This is a genomic window from Hamadaea tsunoensis DSM 44101 (assembly GCF_000428945.1).
In the GTDB taxonomy this organism is placed as follows: domain Bacteria; phylum Actinomycetota; class Actinomycetes; order Mycobacteriales; family Micromonosporaceae; genus Hamadaea; species Hamadaea tsunoensis.
Genome location: NZ_AUAX01000008.1, coordinates 175,120 through 192,027, shown reverse-complemented (window position 1 = coordinate 192,027; position 16,908 = coordinate 175,120). Strand labels below are relative to the sequence as shown.

The following is a 16,908-nucleotide window of genomic DNA, read 5'->3' as shown; positions in this document are numbered from 1 at the left end:
CGGAGCGGTCTCCCGCGGGAGGAGCGGAGGTGAGATCGACGGACCCGGGACATGAACTTGAACTTGAACTTGATCTTGAACCTGCTTTTCTCGATCTCGGGTAGGAATTTATGCTGCTGGCGTGCGTTATGTGGCGGCGATCGACCAGGGCACGACTTCGTCCCGTTGCATCATCTTCGATGCGAACGGCCGGATCGTCGCCGTGGACCAGCGGGAACACCGGCAGATCTTCCCCCAGCCCGGCTGGGTCGAGCACGACCCGGAGGAGATCTGGGTCAACGTGCGCGAGGTGGTCGGCGGCGCGCTCGACCGCGCGGGGCTGACGCGGGCGGACGTGGAGGCCGTCGGCATCACCAACCAGCGCGAGACGACGGTGGTCTGGGACCGGCTGACCGGCCGCCCGCTGCACAACGCGATCGTCTGGCAGGACACGCGGACCGACGCCTTCCTGCGGGACCTCGGCGACCCCGACCAGTTCCGGCCGCAGACCGGCCTGCCGCTGGCGACCTACTTCGCCGGCCCGAAACTGCGCTGGCTGCTGGACAACGTCCCCGGCCTGCGCGAGCGCGCCACCTCCGGCGACGTCCTGTTCGGCACCATCGACTCGTGGCTGATCTGGAACCTCACCGGCGGTCCCAAGGGCGGCCGGCACCTGACCGACGTCACCAACGCCAGCCGTACGCTCCTGATGAACCTGTCCACACTGGACTGGGACGACGCCATCGTGGCGTCGCTCGGCATCCCGCGCGAGATGCTGCCCGAGATCCGCCCGTCGGTCGAGGTCTACGGCGAGGCCCGCGGCGAACTGGCCGGCGTACCGGTGGCCGCGGCGCTCGGCGACCAGCAGGCGGCCCTGTTCGGCCAGGCGTGCTTCTCGCCCGGCGAGGCCAAATGCACCTATGGCACCGGCTCGTTCCTGCTGCTCAACACCGGTACCCGCCCGGTCGTCAGTGCCCACGGCATGCTCACCACCGTCGGCTACCAGATCGGCACCGCGCCCGCCGTGTACGCCCTCGAAGGCTCGATCGCGGTCACCGGTTCCCTCGTCCAGTGGCTGCGCGACAACCTCGGCCTGATCTCCTCCGCCGACGAGATCGAGGCGCTGGCCGCCTCCGTCCCCGACAACGGCGGCTGCTATCTGGTCCCCGCCTTCGCCGGCCTGTTCGCGCCGCACTGGCGGGCCGACGCGCGGGGGGTTCTGGCCGGACTCACCGGGTACATCACCAAGGCGCACATCGCGCGGGCCGCGCTGGAGGCGACCGCGTGGCAGACCCGTGAGGTGGTCGACGCCATGAACGCGGACTCAGGGGTCGACCTCACACAGTTGCGTGTGGACGGCGGCATGACGGCCAACGGATTGCTCATGCAGTTCCTGTCGGATGTCCTCGACGTCCCGGTCGTGCGGCCCGAGGTGGCCGAGACGACCAGCCTGGGCGCGGCGTACGGGGCCGGGTTGGCGGTGGGGTACTGGCCGGATCTCGCCACTCTCCGTGCACAGTGGACGGAGTCGGCGCGCTGGGAGCCTTTCATGGCGGGGGAGATCCGGGAGCGGGAACTCGCCCAGTGGCGCAAGGCGGTCCAGCGCACCCTGAACTGGACGCCGTGACGGTAGGGCTGGCGTCCTGCGCTCTGACCTTTGTCCCGGCTGTCCGAGATGGCCGGGGCCGGTGATCGTTGGCGGGTGGGATGTAGTTGCGGGGCCTGCGGCCTCGATCATTTGCGCCTGGGATGTAGGTGGAGGCCGGTTTCTGCATCTGGACCGCTTTGGATCTTGGGCGGAGGCTGGATTTCTACATCGCGGCCGCTGTGGATCACGCCCAAGCCGCTCCGCTGCCGCCTGTGGTCCGGGCTGCGGGAAGGAGCTTCCGGCAAGTGGACCGAAGTCGCCGTTTTCTTGATCGTTTACGGCTGAGGTGGTGGTTTCTGAAGATGGCGCATGATCGGCTGCGGTTCCTGAACGGGAAACGGTCTCATCCCGTGCGCCTCGTCTGAACGGTCCGTCTCGGAGATCGAGGTATCGCGGTATTGACGTGCGGCGTTCCGGGTGGTCTTATCTCCGAGAACAGTTAGGCAATCTTCCTAACAATCCGAGGTGAGAGATGAACAGACGGACCGCCGCGGCGCTGGTCGCCGCTTCCGTCGCGGCCTCCGGGGCCCTGGGTGCGACCGTTTTCCTGTCCGGAGGCGCGTACGCCGCCCCGACCCGGTACGAGGCGGAAAGCGCGACCATCAGCCAGGGTGTCGTGGAGTCGAACCACCTGAACTTCTCCGGGACCGGTTTCGTCAACGGCGACAACGCCGCGGGCAGCTACACCGAGTTCACCCTCAACGCCGCGAGCGCCGGGACCGGGACCATCGGCATCCGTTACAGCAACGGCACCACGGTCGACCGGCCGTCGACGATCACGGTCAACGGGGCGGCCGTGGCGACGGGGGCGAGTTTCCCGTCGACGACCGACTGGGACACCTGGACCACCAAGACGGTCACCGCGCCGGTGAACGCGGGCGCGAACACGGTACGCCTGACGGCCACCACGGCGAACGGCAACCCGAACCTCGACTACGTGGACTTCGACGTGGCGGTGGCGTCCAACGTGTACCAGGCCGAGGACGCGACGCTGTCGCAGGCCGCGGTCGCCACGAACCACACGGGCTACACGGGGACCGGTTTCGTCGACTACACCAACGTGACCGGCTCGTACACGCAGTTCGGCGTGACCGTGGCGACGGCGGGGACCTACACGCTGACGCTGCGGTACAGCAACGGGACGACGGTGGACCGGCCGATGACGATCGCGGTCAACGGCACGGACGTCGCCACCGGGGTGAGCTTCCCGGCGACCACGAACTGGGACACGTGGGTCGACAAGGCGGTCACCGTCACCCTCGCCGCGGGCGCCAACACGGTCCGCGCCACCGCCACCACCGCGAACGGCGGCCCCAACCTCGACAAGATCACCGTCGCCGCCGGCGGCACCACGAGCCCGTCGCCGAGCCCGTCACCCAGCCCCACTTCGGGTACGCCGGGCTTCGCGGTCGCGCCCTACGAGTACTTCGGCTGGGGCAACCCGCAGAACCCGACGAGCGTCATGTCGGCGACCGGGGTCAAGTGGTTCACGCTGGCGTTCATCCTGTCCGACGGCACCTGCAACCCGGCCTGGGACGGGTCGCGGCCGCTGACCGGCGGGGACGACCAGGCGAAGATCAACGCGATCCGGGCCGCGGGTGGCGACGTCATCCCGTCGTTCGGCGGCTACAGCGGTGCCAAGCTCGGTGAGCACTGCAGCTCGGCGTCGGCGCTGGCCGGGGCGTACCAGAAGGTGATCAACGCGTACAGCCTGAAGGCGATCGACATCGACATCGAGGACACCGAGTGGGCGAGCGCCACGGTACGCCAGCGGGTCATCGACGCCCTGAAGATCATTAAGACCAACAACCCGGGTATCAAGACGGTCGTCACGTTCGGTGTGGCGACCAGCGGGCCCGACTCGACCGGCGTCGACATGATCACGCGCGGGGCGAACTCCGGCCTGGCCAACGACGTCTGGTCGATCATGCCGTTCGACTTCGGCGGCCACTCCGGCTCGATGGGCTCGGTCACCGTCACGGCGGCCGACGGCCTGAAGAACGCCGTCAAGTCCGCGTACGGCTACACGGACGCGGTCGCGTACGCACACATCGGCATCTCGTCGATGAACGGCAAGACGGACGAGACGGACGAGACGGTGTCGACGGCGGACTTCACGACGATCCTGAACTACGCGAAGTCCCACCACATCGGACGGTTGACCTACTGGTCGATCAACCGGGACCGGCCCTGCGGCACCGGTACCGACGGCGACTCCTGCAGCGGCGTCTCCCAGTCGCAGTACGACTTCCTGAAGATCTTCGTGCAATTCACCGGCTGAGTCACTGGCTCAGGGAAATGACGCGACCCTCTATGCAACGCCCGTCGGCTTCAGAGATCCTCGACTTCGTCGCGGATCTTGTGCGCCGCCGGGCGTCGCGGGTCGCGTCATTTCCCTGAGCGTGGCCGGCCTGACCGGTGGTGGGGTCCGTGGCGCCGCCTCACGGGCGGGGTGGGGCGGTGGATTCGCGTACGACGAGGCGGGTTTGGAGGATCTCGGCGCGGCTGAGCTCCTGTGGCCCGGCGAGCAGTTGGGCCACGAGCGTCAGGGCCGCCCGGTTGCCCTGCTCGGCGGCGGGCTGGGCGACGGTGGACAGCCCGAGTGCCGCGGCGAGGTCGTGGTCGTCGATGCCGATGACGCTCACGTCGTCCGGTACGCGCAACCCCTCCGCCCGCAGCGCGCGGATGGCGCCGAAGGCCATCTCGTCGCAGGCGGCGAAGATCGCGGTGGGCGGATCGTCCTGGCGCAGCAGTTCGACGGTGGCGGCCTCGCCGCCGAGCACCGTGAAGTCGGCGTCGATGACGAGGGTGGGGTCGACCGGCAGGCCGGCGCGCTGCAGGGCCTGCTCGTAGCCGCGGCGGCGGTCGAGGTGGGTGGTGAAGGCCAGCTCGCTGCTCGGGTCGCCGGAGATGTGGGCGATCCGGCGGTGGCCGAGGTCGAGCAGGTGCCGCATGGCCGTACGCGCCGCGCCGACGTCGTCGATCCGGATGCTCGGCCAGCCCGCGACAGGTGTGCCCGAACTGACCGTCACCCCCGGTACGCCGAGCCGCACGACCGCGTCGCAGTCGTCGGGCGTGAGCGGGGTGGCGACGAGCATGACGGCGTCCACGCGTTTGTGCAGGGCGTACCCGCTGAACAGGTCGCGCCGGGCCTGCTCGCGCCCGCCCAGGTTGTACAGCAGCAGGTCCCAGCCGGCATGGTGCAGGGTCTCCTCGGCCGCCTCGACGACGGTCGCGAAGAACCAGCGCGTGATCCGGGGTACGACCAGCCCGACGTTGCCCGTGCGGCCGCCGGCCAGCCGGGACGCGTTGGGCGACGCGACATATCCGAGTGTGGTGGCGGCGGCCGCCACGCGCTGGCGGGTCTCCTCGGAGACCATCGGCAGGCCGCGCAGGGCCCGGGAGACGGTCGCCGTCGAGACGCCGGCGAGCCGGGCCACATCGTCGATCTTCGCCATGGTGCCTCCCTAGGGCCGCTCGCCCGGACCACGAATGATCCGCGAGACGGGCCCTGACGGTTCGCGCGGCCGGACCGACCGGGTGCGGTCCGGCCCCGCGAACACGGTCAGCCCTTGACCGACCCGGCCAGCAGGCCGCGGACGAAGTACCGCTGCAGCGAGAAGAAGACGATCAGCGGGACGACGATCGAGATGAACGCGCCCGCTGTCACCACCTCCCAGCTGCGGCCGAACGAGCCCGCCATCTGCGACAGGCGTACGGTCAGCGGGGCCACGTCCGCCGTGCCGCCGACGAAGGTCAGCGCCACGAGCAGGTCGTTCCAGGTCCACAGGAACTGGAAGATCGCGAACGAGGCCAGCGCCGGCGCCGCCAGCGGCAGCACGATGGTCCGGAAGATCTTGAAGTGGCTGGCCCCGTCGACCTGTGCCGCCTCCATGACGTCCCGGGGCAGCTGGGCGATGAAGTTGTGCAGCAGGAAGATCGCCAGCGGCATCGCGAACATCGTGTGCGCGAGCCACACCGGCACGTAGGTGCCGCCGAGATTCGGCGCCGGGATGATGGTGACGCTGCCGATGTGCGCGCCGCCGTTGAACAGCTGCAGCAGCGGGATGAGCGCCATCTGCAACGGCACGATCTGCAGCGCGAAGATCGCGAAGAAGATCGTGTCGCTGCCCTTGAACCGCACCCACGCCAGCGCGTACGCGGCCATCGAGGCCAGGGCCAGCGGGAAGATGGTCGCCGGGATGGCGATCGCCAGCGAGTTCACCAGGTAGGGCAGCATGCCGCCGCTCGACCCGAAGCTGCTCTCGAACAGCACCTTGTGGTAGTTCTCGAGGGTGAAGGACGGGTGCGTGAAGACCGTCCACCAGCCGGTCAGCGCGACGTCGCCGGCCGGGCGTACGGACGTGACGAGCAGGCCGATCGTCGGGATCGTCCACAACACGGTCACGACGATCATGAAGATCGACGCGAGCGGGCTGGAGAACGCCTTGCGTACCTTGCCGGAGCTGGTGGCGGGCTGCGCCGGGTCCGGGGCGGCCGTGGGCTCCTCGACGGTGGTCATCGGTTTCCACGCTCCTTCCGCAGCTGGACGATGTTGTAGCCGACGAGCGGCAGGACCGCGACGAACAGGATCACCGCGAGCGCGCTGCCCCGGCCGATGTTGAACTGCACGAACGACTGCGAGTACATCTCGTTGGCGAGGATCTGCGTACCGAAGTTGCCGCCGGTCATCGTGCGGACGATGTCGAACACCTTGAGCGTCGTGATCATGACCGTGGTCAGGACGACGATCAGGGTGTTGCGGATCATCGGCACCGTCACGCGGAAGAACAGGTTGCCGCCGCGCGCGCCGTCGACCTTCGCCGCCTCGATGATCTCCGCCGGGATCGCCTTGATGGCGGCCGACAGCACGACCATCGCGAAGCCCGTCTGGACCCAGATCATGATCACCATGAGCAGGAAGTTGTTCAGCGGGTGGCTGAGGATCCAGTTCGGCGGGTGCTTCCAGCCCAGCGCCATGACGGTCTGGCTGAGCAGGCCGATCTGCGGCTGGCTGGAGTCGCGGGTCTCGTAGATGAAGCGCCAGATGATGCTCGCGCCGACGAACGAGATCGCCATCGGCATGAAGATCAGCGACTTGTAGACCGCCTCGTTCTTCAGCCGGTCGACCAGCAGCGCGATGCACAGGCCCAGCGCGGTGGTCACGATCGGCGCCACGATGATCCAGAGCAGCGTGTTCAGCAGCACCTGGTGGATCGAGTCGGAGGTGAACGCCCACGTGTAGTTCTTGGCGCCGAGGAAGCGCGTACTGTCGTCGCTCTTCGTGCTCAGCCAGATCGTGCGGGCGGCGGGGATGATCAGGCCGATCAGGATCAGCAGCACCGCCGGGCCGAGGAAGACCAGGATGGTCAGCGGGCGGGAGATCTTGCCGGTCGCGCGGCCCGCCGCGTAGAAGACGATCAGCAGGATCGCGAGGAAACCAGCGACCGCGCCGAACGTGTTGAGCAGTTTCGTCACCGCGTCGGACAGCGTGGAGGCTTCGAACATGGTGTGGATGCCGGGCATCAGACCGTACCTCCTTGTCGGCCACGGCGCCGGGTGAGGGGAGTCGAACTTCTCATGAGGGAAATGCCGCGGCCCGGCGGGGCCGGGCCGCGGCGAATCAGATCACATCAGGCGGCTGGTCAGTTCGGCCAGGCCTGGTCGATCGCCTTGGTCACGTCGGTGATCGACTTGCCCTCGGCGAACCACGCGGTCATCTGCTTCCACTCCTCGCCCGCGCCGACCGCGGCCGGCATCAGGTCGGAGGCGTCGAACCGGAAGGTCGCGCTGGAGTCGGTCAGGTACTTCGCCGACAGCTTGTCGATCGGGTCGGTGTACGCGCTCTGGTCGGCGCCGTTGTTGGCGGAGACCCAGCCCGTCGCGACCTTGATCCGGCTGGTCGCCCACTCGGGGGTGGACAGGTAGTTCTGCACGGCCTGAACCTCGGGACGGTTCGAGAACGCGGTCACGAACTCGCCGCCGCCGATGACCGGGGTGGTGACGTCGCTCTTGATGGCCGGCAGGTAGAACGCGAAGACGTCGCCGTCCTCGGCCACCTTGGTGCCCTTCGGCCACTGTGCGCCGTAGAAGGACGCCTGCTGCAGCATGTAGCACTTGCCGGTCAGGATCGGCTTGCCGGCGTCCTGGAACGTCGTCGTCGCGATCGACTTGACGTCACCGAAGCCGCCGTTGACGTACTTCGGGTTGAGCATCCAGTTCTGCATGGTCTGCATCGACCCGGTGATCGGGGCGTCGCTGAACTTGACCTTGTGCGCCACCCAGTCGTCGTAGACCTGGCCGCCGTTCTCGCGGAGCACGACCTGCTCCAGCCAGTCGGTCGCCGGCCAGCCCGTCGCGGTGCCGGATCCGATGCCGCCGCACCAGGGCTTGACGCCCCCGCCCTTGGCCGCGATCTTGTCGCTGAGCGACATCATGTCGGCCCACGTGGTGGGCACCTGGTAGCCGGCGGCGGTGAACGCCTTCGGCGAGTACCACACCAGCGACTTCATGTTCGCGCTCATCGGCGCGGCGTAGAAGGTGTCGTTGACGGTGCCGTACTGCTTCCAGGCCTTGTTCCAGTACTTGTCGACGTTCGCCACGGTCTCCGCCGACGGCTTCGCCACCTTGCCGGTCTTCACCATCTGCTGGAGCAGGCCGGGCTGCGGGATGACCGCGAGGTCCGGCGGGTTGCCGCCGCTGACGCGGACCGGCAGCTGCGACTCGAAGTCGTTCGAGCCTTCGTAGGCAATCGAGATCCCGGTGCACTTGCTGAACTCGTCCCACGACTTCTGGAGCGAGTCCGACTCCGGGCTGATGATCGACGCGAACATCGTGACCTTGGTGCCCGCGTGGCCGGCGTACGCCTGGTACTTGGCGCAGTCACCGGTCAGCGTCGGGACGGGGCTTGCCGAGTTGCTGCTCGGCGTGTTGGAACACGCGGCCACGAGGGCCAGCGCGGCTGCCGGCGCGAAGAGCGCGAGCGCCCGGCGGCGTGCGGAAATATGCATGTGCGTTGTCCTCCTTGCCAGGGCGGACTGACTCGCAGGTCGGTCAAACCCAGTACGACCGCGGGACGACCTGCGATCCGATGCCCGAACGAAGGTGCGGTCAAGACCATGTAAGCGCTTGCGGCCGGTCCTGTCCAGCGCTATCGGGAGATCACGAATGTAACGGTTCGGAAAATGGACCTTGACCAGCCTGTTAAACCCGGGAACGCTCCCACGCCCCTGGCGCGGGCGTACGATGGCGTGATAGAAACAAGACGTACGTACGGTTTGTTGAACCGGGAGGAAATGATCATGTGGGACCCCCAGGTCTACCAGCGTTACGGCGACGAGCGCTCCCGTCCCTTCTTCGACCTGATCGGCCGGGTGTACGCCGAACGCCCCGCCCGTGTCGTCGACGCCGGCTGCGGTCCCGGCACGCTGACCGCCACCCTGGCCCGGCGCTGGCCGGCCGCCCGGATCTCGGGGTTCGACTCGTCCGCCGAGATGATCGCCGCCGCCCGCGAGCTCGGGTCCGATGTGGACTTCGCCGTGGCCGACGTGCTCGACTGGACGCCGGACCCGGACGTCGACGTGATCGTGTCCAACGCGGTCCTGCAATGGGTGCCCGGCCATCGGGACCTCCTCGCCCGCTGGGCCGCCGCGCTGAAGCCGGGCGGGTGGATCGCGTACCAGGTGCCGGGGAACTTCTCGGGGTCGTCGCATCTGCTCGCGCGGGAGCTCAACGAGTCGCCGGAGTGGCGGCCGCGGCTCGGCCCGGCCGTCCGGGACGACATCCCCGTCGCCGAACCGGCCGAGTACGCGCGCGACCTCCTCGCGTACGGGCTGGCGGGAGATGTCTGGGAGACGACCTATCTGCACCAGCTGCCGGCCGCCGACGACGTGCACCCGGTCCTGCGATGGATGGAGGGCACCGCGCTGCGGCCGGTCAAGGCGGCGCTCGGCGGGGACCCCGGACTCTGGCAGGCCTACCGGGAACAGCTGACCGGGAAGCTGGAGAAGGCGTACCCGGTGGAGAGCGGAGTGGTGATCTTCCCGTTCCGCCGGATCTTCGTCGTCGGCCGCAAGGGCCTGTAGCGAGAGCCTGTAACGAGGGCGGGTGAATGACCGCCGCCGCCATGGCCCACGCCCGGCGGCGGCGACTACTGTGACACCGTGCCGGAGAGGGCCGCGGTCGAGGAGCGCATCCGCGTCTACCGCGGCGAGATGATCTTCCAGGCGCACCTCTTCCCGGAGATCTACGCCCGTTACCAGGAGTACCGCCGCCGCGACGAGACCGCCGCGTCGCTCCGGGAACTCCAGACGGGACGGTTGCGGGCGATGCTGACGCACGTCGCGGCCGCCGTCCCGGCGTACCGGGGGCGGGTGGGGGATCCCGGCGATCCCTGGGCGGCCCTCGCCGCGCTGCCCACCGTCGCCAAGGCCGACCTGCGGGCCGGGTTCGCCGACCACTGCGACGACGGCATCGACCCGGACCGCTGCCGTTCCGTGCAGACCTCGGGCACCACCGGCGAACCGCTGCGGATCGTGCACGACTTCGAGCATCTCGCCCACGCGTACGCGCTGGGGATGGTGCGTACGCACGACCACGGCCTGCCGCTCGACCGGCGCGTCCTGTACCCGTTCCACTCGGCCCTCGACCGGTGGTTCGAGTACACCGCGCCCGCGTACGGGCTGTCGCGGATCGCCGAGTTCGGGGCGGTGGGCGACGAGGCGTACTGGGTGGACGTCGTCGACCGCGTCCGCGGCTACCGGCCGCAGGCGATCGTCGGCCACGCCACCCGCTGCCTCGAGCTCGCCGACCTGCTCACCGCGCACGGCGGCCGCGGTTTCCCCGCCCCCGGGATCGTCTCCACCTGGGGCGAACGGCTCACGCCCGCGGCCGCCGAGCGGCTGGCCGCCTTCTTCGAGGCACCCGTCCGCGACTCGTACGGGATGGGCGAGGTCGGCACGATCGCCGCCCAGTGCGCCCGCGGCGCGTACCACATCGAGGGGGAGCGGCTCTGGGTCGAGGTGCTGGACGAGGCCGGCGCGCCGGTGCCCGGCGGCGGCATCGGGGAGATCGTGGTCACCAACCTGATCAACCGCGCGCAACCCCTGCTGCGCTACCGCACCGGGGATCTCGGCGCGCTCAGCGCCGAGCCCTGTGCCTGCGGGCGCCCGCACCGCGCGTTGCGCCTGGTCGCCGGGCGCGAGCCCGGACGGCTGCGGCTGGCCGGCGGGATCCTGCTGGGCGTCCGCGCGCTCGCGCTGCCGCTGCTCGCCGTGCCGCTCGCCCGCTACCAGATCATCCAGCGCCGGCCGGACCTCGTCGAGCTGATCGTGGCGCCGCTGCCGCAGACCACGGCCGCCGCGCTGGAGAAGGCCCGCGATCAGGCCGCGGCCGCGGTCCACGCCCTCGATCCGGGAGTACGCGTGGAGCTTCGGGCCGACGGCGCGTTCGTCCGGCGGGGCGCCCGGAAGATGGAGGAGTTCATCTCCCTGGTGGACGATTCGCTGGTGGACGAGCCTGAGGGTGCTTCGGGCTGAGCGGTGCCGCGTCCGCGCGACACCGCTCAGGAGGGGTCGTCAGAAGCCGGGACTTCGTCGGGGAACGAACGGTGTCAGAAGACCGCGTCGGCGGACATCTCGATCTTCTCGATCCGGTCGATCCGTTCCTGCTTGGACTGATCCTGTGGCGACTGCTCCTGTACGGTCATAGGGGCGCACCTCCCCGTTACTCGTGGGCTGTTACCCGGGGACGGCCTTTTCGTCCCTGACAACGACGATAAGGGCGGTGGCGGTCGTCGTAAACCGGGGCGGAGCGGGCGGCGTACACGGTGTGCGACGTGCGCCTGAGCGGTGTCCGGGGGTCCGCATATGATCGCCTCATGCGGGAGTTCATCGCCGGCCTGCCCAAGGCAGAGCTGCACGTGCACCATGTCGGTTCGGCCTCGCCCCAGACGGTCGCCCGGCTCGCCGCCCGGCACGAGGGCACCTCGCCGGTCCCGGCCGACCCGGACAAGCTCGCGGAGTACTTCAGCTTCACCGACTTCGGGCACTTCATCCAGGTCTACCTGAGCGTCGTCGACCTGATCCGCGACGCCGCGGACGTGCGTACGCTGACCTGGGGCGTCGCGCAGGATCTGGCCGCCCAGAACGTCCGCTACGCCGAGCTGACCGTGACCCCCTGGTCGAGCGTGAAGCGGGGCATCCCGGCCGAGGCCTTCTGCGAGGCGATCGAGGACGCCCGCGCGGCCGCCGCCCGCGACCTGAACCTGACCCTGAACTGGTGCTTCGACATCCCGAGCGAGGCCGAGGGGATGGGTGCCGGCCAGGGCACCCTGGCGATCGCGCTGGAGCAGCGGCCGGACGGCCTGATCAGCTTCGGCCTCGGCGGACCGGACGGCCCCCGCGCGCCCTACCAGCGATACTTCGACCAGGCCCGGGCGGCCGGCCTGCACAGCAACCCGCATGCCGGGGAGACCACCGACGCCCAGGCGGTCTGGGACGCCGTACGCCTGCTCGGCGCCGAGCGCATCGGCCACGGCATCCGGGCGGCGCAGGATCCGGCGCTGCTGGAACACCTGGCGGAGCACCAGATCCCGCTGGAGATCTGCCCGACGTCCAATGTGTGCACCCGCGCGGTCGCCTCGCTGGACGAGCACCCGCTGCCGCAGATCGTCGCGGCCGGCGTACCGGTCAGCATCAACACCGACGACCCGCCCATGTTCTCCACGACCCTCGGCGACGAGTACGCCGTCGCCGCCCGCCTGCTCGGCCTCGACGAGTCCGGCGTGGCGGACCTGGCCCGCGCCGGCGTACGCCAGTCGTTCGCGTCCGACGCCGCCAAGTCGGCGATCCTGGCCGAGATCGACGCGTACGCGGGTGGACGCTGACCTCCAGGCGCGGCTGGTCCGCAGCGCCCAGGCGGGCGACCTGCCGGCGCTGGACGAGCTGATCACGGTGCTCACGCCGTACGTCGGCCGGCTCTGCGGCCCGATCGCCCTCGCGGACGGCCCGGACGCCGTGCAGGAGACGCTGATCGTGGTGCTGCGCCGGCTCGGCGAACTGCGCGAGCCGGCCGCCCTCTTCGGCTGGGTACGCACGATCGCCGTCCGCGAGGCGGTCCGGGTCGCCCGCCGTTCCGCTCGTGACATGCCGGCCGAGCTGACCGAGCTGCCCGAGCCCGGCGACACGACCCTCGCCTCGGACGTCCGCGACGTGCTGGGCCGGCTGTCGCCGGAACACCGGGCCGTCCTCACCCTCCGCGATCTCGAAGGGCTGGACGAGGCCGAGGCGGCCGAGCAGCTCGGCGTACCGGTGGGGACCGTCCGATCACGACTGTTCCGGGCCCGGCGCGGCTTCCGGCGAGCCTGGGCGGAGGAGCCATGACCTGGCCGGTGGCCGAACTCGACACGCTGCGGCGCCTGCGGGTGCTGCACGGCGCCCTGCCCGGCACCCTGTACGCCGAAACCACCCTCGCGCAGCCGTTCGACGAGGTGTGGGCGCAGCTCAGCGACGTCGAACGGACCTTCCCCGGACTCGTGCCGGACGTGCGGAGCATCCGCCACATCGGACCCGGCCGCGTCCTCGTCCACGGCTACTCCGGCCTGCGGGCGCCCTTCGATCTCGTGCTGCGCCCCGGCTGGTGCCTCATGCAGAGCAGGCTGCTCGTCTTCGGCATGGCCCTCGCCCCGGCGGCCACGGAGGGCACCCGGTTCGCGTATCTGGCCGGGCTGCGGCTGCCCGGCCGCCGGCTGCTACGGCCCCTGCACGGCCGGCTGGCCGCGCGTACCCTCCACCGTTTCGAGAAGCGCTTCGGCGACGTGTGACCGTCCTCACGGGATAGTGCGGGCCGTCTTGCCGCCTCTGTCGGGCATGGAGATCACGCAGACCGCGGCCCTCACCGCCGCCGCCATCCTGACCGCCGACGCCCTCGTCCACGTCTACTGGCTGACCGGCCGCACCTGGCCGGCCCCGGACACGAAGACCCTGTCGCACGCCGTCCTCAACGCCGACTATCCGTTCACGCCACGCGTACTCATCACGTTGATCGCCATCCTGACCGGGGGAACGGTGCTGCTGGCCGACCGCGCCGGAATCGGCCCGGCGGTTCCCCACTGGATCACCACGACCGGCGCGTACGCCGTCGCGGCGGGCGCCGGACTGCGAGCACTGGCCGGTTTCGTCTGGGCGGCCGGCATCGGTTCGCAACGGGGCACGATCTTCCACCGTCTCAACATCGTCGCGTACACGCCGCTCTGCCTGGTCCTGGCCGGCGCAGCCCTCCTGGCAGCCCACTGATCCCTTCGCCCCCTCTGGCCTTTGTCGCGACTGTCCGATCCGCCGGCTCGCCGCGACCCGCCGGCCCTCCGCGCCCCGTCCGACCTGTCCGGCCCTGCCCGACGATCTTGCGCGAATGCCCGGAGTTTCGTCCGGAATACGGGAAATGCCCGGACATTCGCGCAAGATCGTCGCGGCTGGGGGGCGGACATTCGTGCAAGATCGTCGCCGATGGAGGATCGAGGCCTCACCCCGAGCTGCCGGCTTCACCCTCGGGTCGCCGGCCTCACCCTCGGGTCGCCGGCGTCACCCCCGGTACGCTGCGGCTTCGCCCCGGTCGCTGGCCGCGCTTCTGTCGCTGTCACCGTGTTCGGCGTCTCGCATCCCTATGCGACTTTGTCGTGACTGTCCGATATGGGTATTCGGGGGTGGTCGATGTGGTGGCCCATCGGGTCGGGGATCTTGACGGATGTCCGGTTGTCGACGTCGGAAGAGATCAACTGCGGGGGCAACCGGACATCCGTCAAGATCGCCCACGGATCGGCGACCTGACCGCACTGCACGGCGGCGCCGAATCAGGGCTGCGGTGATCGTTTGCGGGTGGGATGTAGTTTTCGGGCCGCTCCCTCGATCCAGTCCGGCTGAGATGTAGCCGTGGGCCAGTTTCCTCCATCTGAACCGCTTTGGATCATGGGCGAGAGGTGCGTTTCGACATCCGGGCCGCTGTGGATCACGTCCGAGCCGTCCGGCCCCCGGTCGGGGTCCGTGGTGCGGGAACGATCTTCCGCCCAGTGGACAGCCGTCGTCGACCTGCTGATCGTTTACGGCTGAGGTGTAATTCCGGCCCGATCTGCATGATCGATGACGCGTCAGGTGTAGCCGGATCCGGTCAGCGCGCTCCGCAACCGTAAACGATCATGCGCAGGGCAGCCATATTTACACCGCAGCCGTCAACGATCACCCCGTTGGCGGTGCCGCCGGCGCACATGTCGGACAGTCGCGACAAAGGCCGGGGTGAAGGGGTAGACGGTGACCGGACGACGGTGAAGGATGCGTCGCCCCACTCAGGTGGCAGTGGAGTCCCCGGAGCGAAGCGATAGGGGCGGAACGGTCTCCCGCGGGAGGAGCGGAGGTGAGATCGACGAACCCGGGACAACGTCTTTATAGAGAGAGTGATCTAGACATTGTGGAGGCGGCGGACCTTGCGCCAGATGGTGGCGTCGAGCAGCCCTGCCTTGTCCTCGAAGGACGAAGCCTGTACGCGGATGGGACCGGTGAGATCCAGCCAGCTGTTGTGGTCGGCGCCGGGATCCCAGGCCTTCGTGGGGATCTGGACATGGTCGGTGCGGTCGCTCTGGTCCTGACTTGTGATCTTGAGGACCTCGAACGACTTCCCGCCGCCGCGCAGGACGAGGCAGGGGCGGATCTTGTGTCCGGTGCCGTCCTCGTAGGGAACGTCCGCCCACCAGATCTCCCCAGGCCGGGGCGTGCCGACGAGGGTGGGGGCGCGCCTCGGCGGGGCGGGCCGCCGCGGGGGTGCCTTGGGGACCGGTCGACGGCGCGAGGTCGCCGGTCGGCGCAGCAGGACGACAGCGACGACGATCACGACGACGGCGAGGAGAAGCCACCAGATCATGGCGGCACCCTATCGCTACGCCGCGAACAACGTCCCGCAAAGCTGGCGGGTGACGTCCCGGCAGAGCTTCTCGCCATAGGACTGCCCGTACGCGACCGGGTAGCGGGTCAGGACCGACAGCACGATCCGGTCCGACGAGCCGGTCGGCGTCCACTCGGCGAGGCAGTTGAGGTTCCACAGTCCGGTGGCGCCGTGCGCGGTCCAGCCGTTCTTGACCGCGGGCTTGGCCTGGGGGTCGAGTTCGGCGAGTACCTGCGCGATGCCGAAGGCGTCGCCCGGGTCGACGGAGCGCATGAGGTCGTCGACGAGCCACGCGGTCCAGGGCGAGGTCTGGCTCCGGTTCAGGATCGTGCGCAGCATCTTCGTCGCGTCGTACGCCGTGATCTGTGTCTTCGACCACCAGTCCGGCGTGACGGAGGTGTTCGTGAGGCCGCAGTCGGCGATCAGCCGCTCGATCGCCGCGTCGCCGCCCCGGCGCTGCCACAGGGTCTGGGCCGCGGCGTCGTCCGAGGACCGGATCATCTTGGTGATCAGCGCCTTGTCGGCGGCGCCGAGGCTCTCGCCGGCCGACTCCAGCCCGGCGATGTAATCCGCGCCGAGCCAGGCCTTCACCATGGACTCGGTGTTGTTCGTCTCGGTACGCGCGTTCGCCGACCCGTACGCCGCACCCGTCGTGAGGTTGACCCACTGCCAGGCGTACCAGGTGTCGGACTGGGTGGCCGGGTTGACGACGGGGTGCACGGCGGGTTGCTTCGGCACGGCGCTCGCCTTCGTCGACGTACCGGCGACGGGTTCGGCTGTCGAGGAGGGGGCGGCCGAGGGGCCGGCGGCGTCGCCCCGGCGCTGCTCGAAGATGCCCACGCCGCCCACGGCCGTGGCGGTCAGGCCGCCGGCGACCAGACCCATGAGACGGCGACGGCTGAGGCGGGGGTGCGTGGGGTCCTCCATGACGCTTAGCCTCGTCCATAGCTCTGAGCGATCCCTGGCCGCAACCTGGTAGCTCCCTGAACGCGTCCCCGCGGCGTCCCTGCCCCGGCCCTCACTCCGCGGCCCCGGCCCTCACTCCGCGGCCCCGGCCCACACCCCGCGGCCCCGGCCGACACCCAGCGGCCCCGGCCCACACCCAGCCATGATCGCGCTTGGATCAGGGAAATCAGCCGAATCTTGGGCCATGATTACGTGCGCAACCGTGATCCAAGCGGGATCACGGCGGCGCTAGGCGGAGTCACGGCGCCGGGTCACGGGCGCCGGGTCACGGGCGCGGAGTCAGGGCGACACGGCCGGATCGCGGCGGCGTGTGGCGGGCGGATCGGTGGGACCGGGTGAGGCGGGGCGGAGGGCGGCGCGGGGCGGGCGATAGCATGGCGCGGGGC

Annotated in this window: 14 protein-coding genes; 8 read left to right on the top strand and 6 right to left on the bottom strand. The window is 69.7% G+C overall.

What is annotated here, in order from left to right; all coding sequences use genetic code 11:
- Positions 1-121: 121 nt before the first annotated feature.
- Positions 122-1,606 carry a glycerol kinase GlpK gene (gene glpK / locus G401_RS0117075; protein WP_211240762.1) on the top strand — a complete coding sequence of 495 codons (1,485 nt, stop codon included), beginning with the start codon at positions 122-124 and terminating at the stop codon, positions 1,604-1,606.
- A gap of 493 nt (positions 1,607-2,099) precedes the next feature.
- Positions 2,100-3,908, top strand: a complete 1,809-nt coding sequence (locus tag G401_RS54770; RefSeq protein ID WP_084557276.1) for a CBM35 domain-containing protein — start codon at positions 2,100-2,102, stop codon at positions 3,906-3,908.
- 160 nt (positions 3,909-4,068) lie between these two features.
- Here G401_RS54770 and G401_RS0117065 read toward each other — a convergent pair whose 3' ends face one another.
- The 4 genes from G401_RS0117065 to G401_RS0117050 form a co-directional block, all read right to left on the bottom strand.
- Positions 4,069-5,085 (bottom strand): LacI family DNA-binding transcriptional regulator, encoded by a 1,017-nt coding sequence (locus G401_RS0117065; protein ID WP_027343464.1) that lies wholly within the window; start codon positions 5,083-5,085, stop codon positions 4,069-4,071.
- Between the two features lie 107 nt (positions 5,086-5,192).
- Positions 5,193-6,149: a carbohydrate ABC transporter permease gene (locus G401_RS0117060; RefSeq protein ID WP_027343463.1), complete on the bottom strand. Its 957-nt coding sequence runs from the start codon at positions 6,147-6,149 to the stop codon at positions 5,193-5,195.
- Entirely contained in the window at positions 6,146-7,153 is a 1,008-nt protein-coding gene (locus tag G401_RS0117055) for a carbohydrate ABC transporter permease (RefSeq protein WP_051366745.1), read from the bottom strand. Before G401_RS0117055 ends, G401_RS0117060 begins: the two co-directional genes overlap by 4 nt.
- Before the next feature lie 119 nt (positions 7,154-7,272).
- Complete coding sequence (locus G401_RS0117050; protein ID WP_027343461.1) at positions 7,273-8,637, bottom strand: ABC transporter substrate-binding protein; 1,365 nt, start codon at positions 8,635-8,637, stop codon at positions 7,273-7,275.
- Between the two features lie 291 nt (positions 8,638-8,928).
- On the opposite strand from G401_RS0117050, the gene G401_RS0117045 reads away from it, so the two are divergent.
- From G401_RS0117045 to G401_RS46275, 6 genes are all read left to right on the top strand, one after another.
- Positions 8,929-9,711: a trans-aconitate 2-methyltransferase gene (locus G401_RS0117045; protein WP_027343460.1), complete on the top strand. Its 783-nt coding sequence runs from the start codon at positions 8,929-8,931 to the stop codon at positions 9,709-9,711.
- 78 nt (positions 9,712-9,789) lie between these two features.
- Positions 9,790-11,163, top strand: a complete 1,374-nt coding sequence (locus G401_RS46285) for a phenylacetate--CoA ligase family protein (RefSeq protein ID WP_051366744.1) — start codon at positions 9,790-9,792, stop codon at positions 11,161-11,163.
- A gap of 341 nt (positions 11,164-11,504) precedes the next feature.
- Positions 11,505-12,512 carry an adenosine deaminase gene (locus tag G401_RS0117030; RefSeq protein WP_027343459.1) on the top strand — a complete coding sequence of 336 codons (1,008 nt, stop codon included), beginning with the start codon at positions 11,505-11,507 and terminating at the stop codon, positions 12,510-12,512.
- Positions 12,502-13,008, top strand: a complete 507-nt coding sequence (locus G401_RS0117025) for an RNA polymerase sigma factor (protein ID WP_027343458.1) — start codon at positions 12,502-12,504, stop codon at positions 13,006-13,008. Before G401_RS0117030 ends, G401_RS0117025 begins: the two co-directional genes overlap by 11 nt.
- Positions 13,005-13,448, top strand: a complete 444-nt coding sequence (locus G401_RS46280) for a hypothetical protein (protein WP_051366743.1) — start codon at positions 13,005-13,007, stop codon at positions 13,446-13,448. The genes G401_RS0117025 and G401_RS46280 overlap by 4 nt, the downstream gene beginning before the upstream one ends.
- A gap of 46 nt (positions 13,449-13,494) precedes the next feature.
- A complete protein-coding gene (locus G401_RS46275) occupies positions 13,495-13,920 on the top strand; it encodes a DUF3995 domain-containing protein (RefSeq protein ID WP_051366742.1) in 426 nt (141 codons plus the stop codon).
- A gap of 1,156 nt (positions 13,921-15,076) precedes the next feature.
- Here the strand turns inward: G401_RS46275 and G401_RS46270 are convergent.
- Together G401_RS46270 and G401_RS46265 are read right to left on the bottom strand one after the other, a co-directional pair.
- On the bottom strand, positions 15,077-15,535 hold the full coding sequence (locus G401_RS46270) for a type II toxin-antitoxin system PemK/MazF family toxin (RefSeq protein ID WP_051366741.1): 459 nt from the start codon (positions 15,533-15,535) through the stop codon (positions 15,077-15,079).
- A 15-nt stretch (positions 15,536-15,550) separates the two neighbouring features.
- Positions 15,551-16,483, bottom strand: coding sequence for a serine hydrolase (locus G401_RS46265; protein ID WP_157545809.1), 933 nt, complete (start codon positions 16,481-16,483; stop codon positions 15,551-15,553).
- Between the last annotated feature and the right edge of the window lie 425 nt (positions 16,484-16,908).

Bases quoted from the DNA above. Each gene is read 5' to 3' on its own strand.
- G401_RS0117065 (WP_027343464.1), bottom strand. From the start codon at position 5,085: ATGGCGAAGATCGACGATGTGGCCCGGCTCGCCGGCGTCTCGACGGCG.
- G401_RS0117050 (WP_027343461.1), bottom strand. From the start codon at position 8,637: ATGCATATTTCCGCACGCCGCCGGGCGCTCGCGCTCTTCGCGCCGGCA.
- G401_RS46275 (WP_051366742.1), top strand. From the start codon at position 13,495: ATGGAGATCACGCAGACCGCGGCCCTCACCGCCGCCGCCATCCTGACC.
- G401_RS0117030 (WP_027343459.1), top strand. From the start codon at position 11,505: ATGCGGGAGTTCATCGCCGGCCTGCCCAAGGCAGAGCTGCACGTGCAC.
- G401_RS0117045 (WP_027343460.1), top strand. From the start codon at position 8,929: ATGTGGGACCCCCAGGTCTACCAGCGTTACGGCGACGAGCGCTCCCGT.
- G401_RS46280 (WP_051366743.1), top strand. From the start codon at position 13,005: ATGACCTGGCCGGTGGCCGAACTCGACACGCTGCGGCGCCTGCGGGTG.
- G401_RS0117055 (WP_051366745.1), bottom strand. From the start codon at position 7,153: ATGCCCGGCATCCACACCATGTTCGAAGCCTCCACGCTGTCCGACGCG.
- G401_RS54770 (WP_084557276.1), top strand. From the start codon at position 2,100: ATGAACAGACGGACCGCCGCGGCGCTGGTCGCCGCTTCCGTCGCGGCC.
- G401_RS46270 (WP_051366741.1), bottom strand. From the start codon at position 15,535: ATGATCTGGTGGCTTCTCCTCGCCGTCGTCGTGATCGTCGTCGCTGTC.
- G401_RS46265 (WP_157545809.1), bottom strand. From the start codon at position 16,483: ATGGAGGACCCCACGCACCCCCGCCTCAGCCGTCGCCGTCTCATGGGT.
- G401_RS0117060 (WP_027343463.1), bottom strand. From the start codon at position 6,149: ATGACCACCGTCGAGGAGCCCACGGCCGCCCCGGACCCGGCGCAGCCC.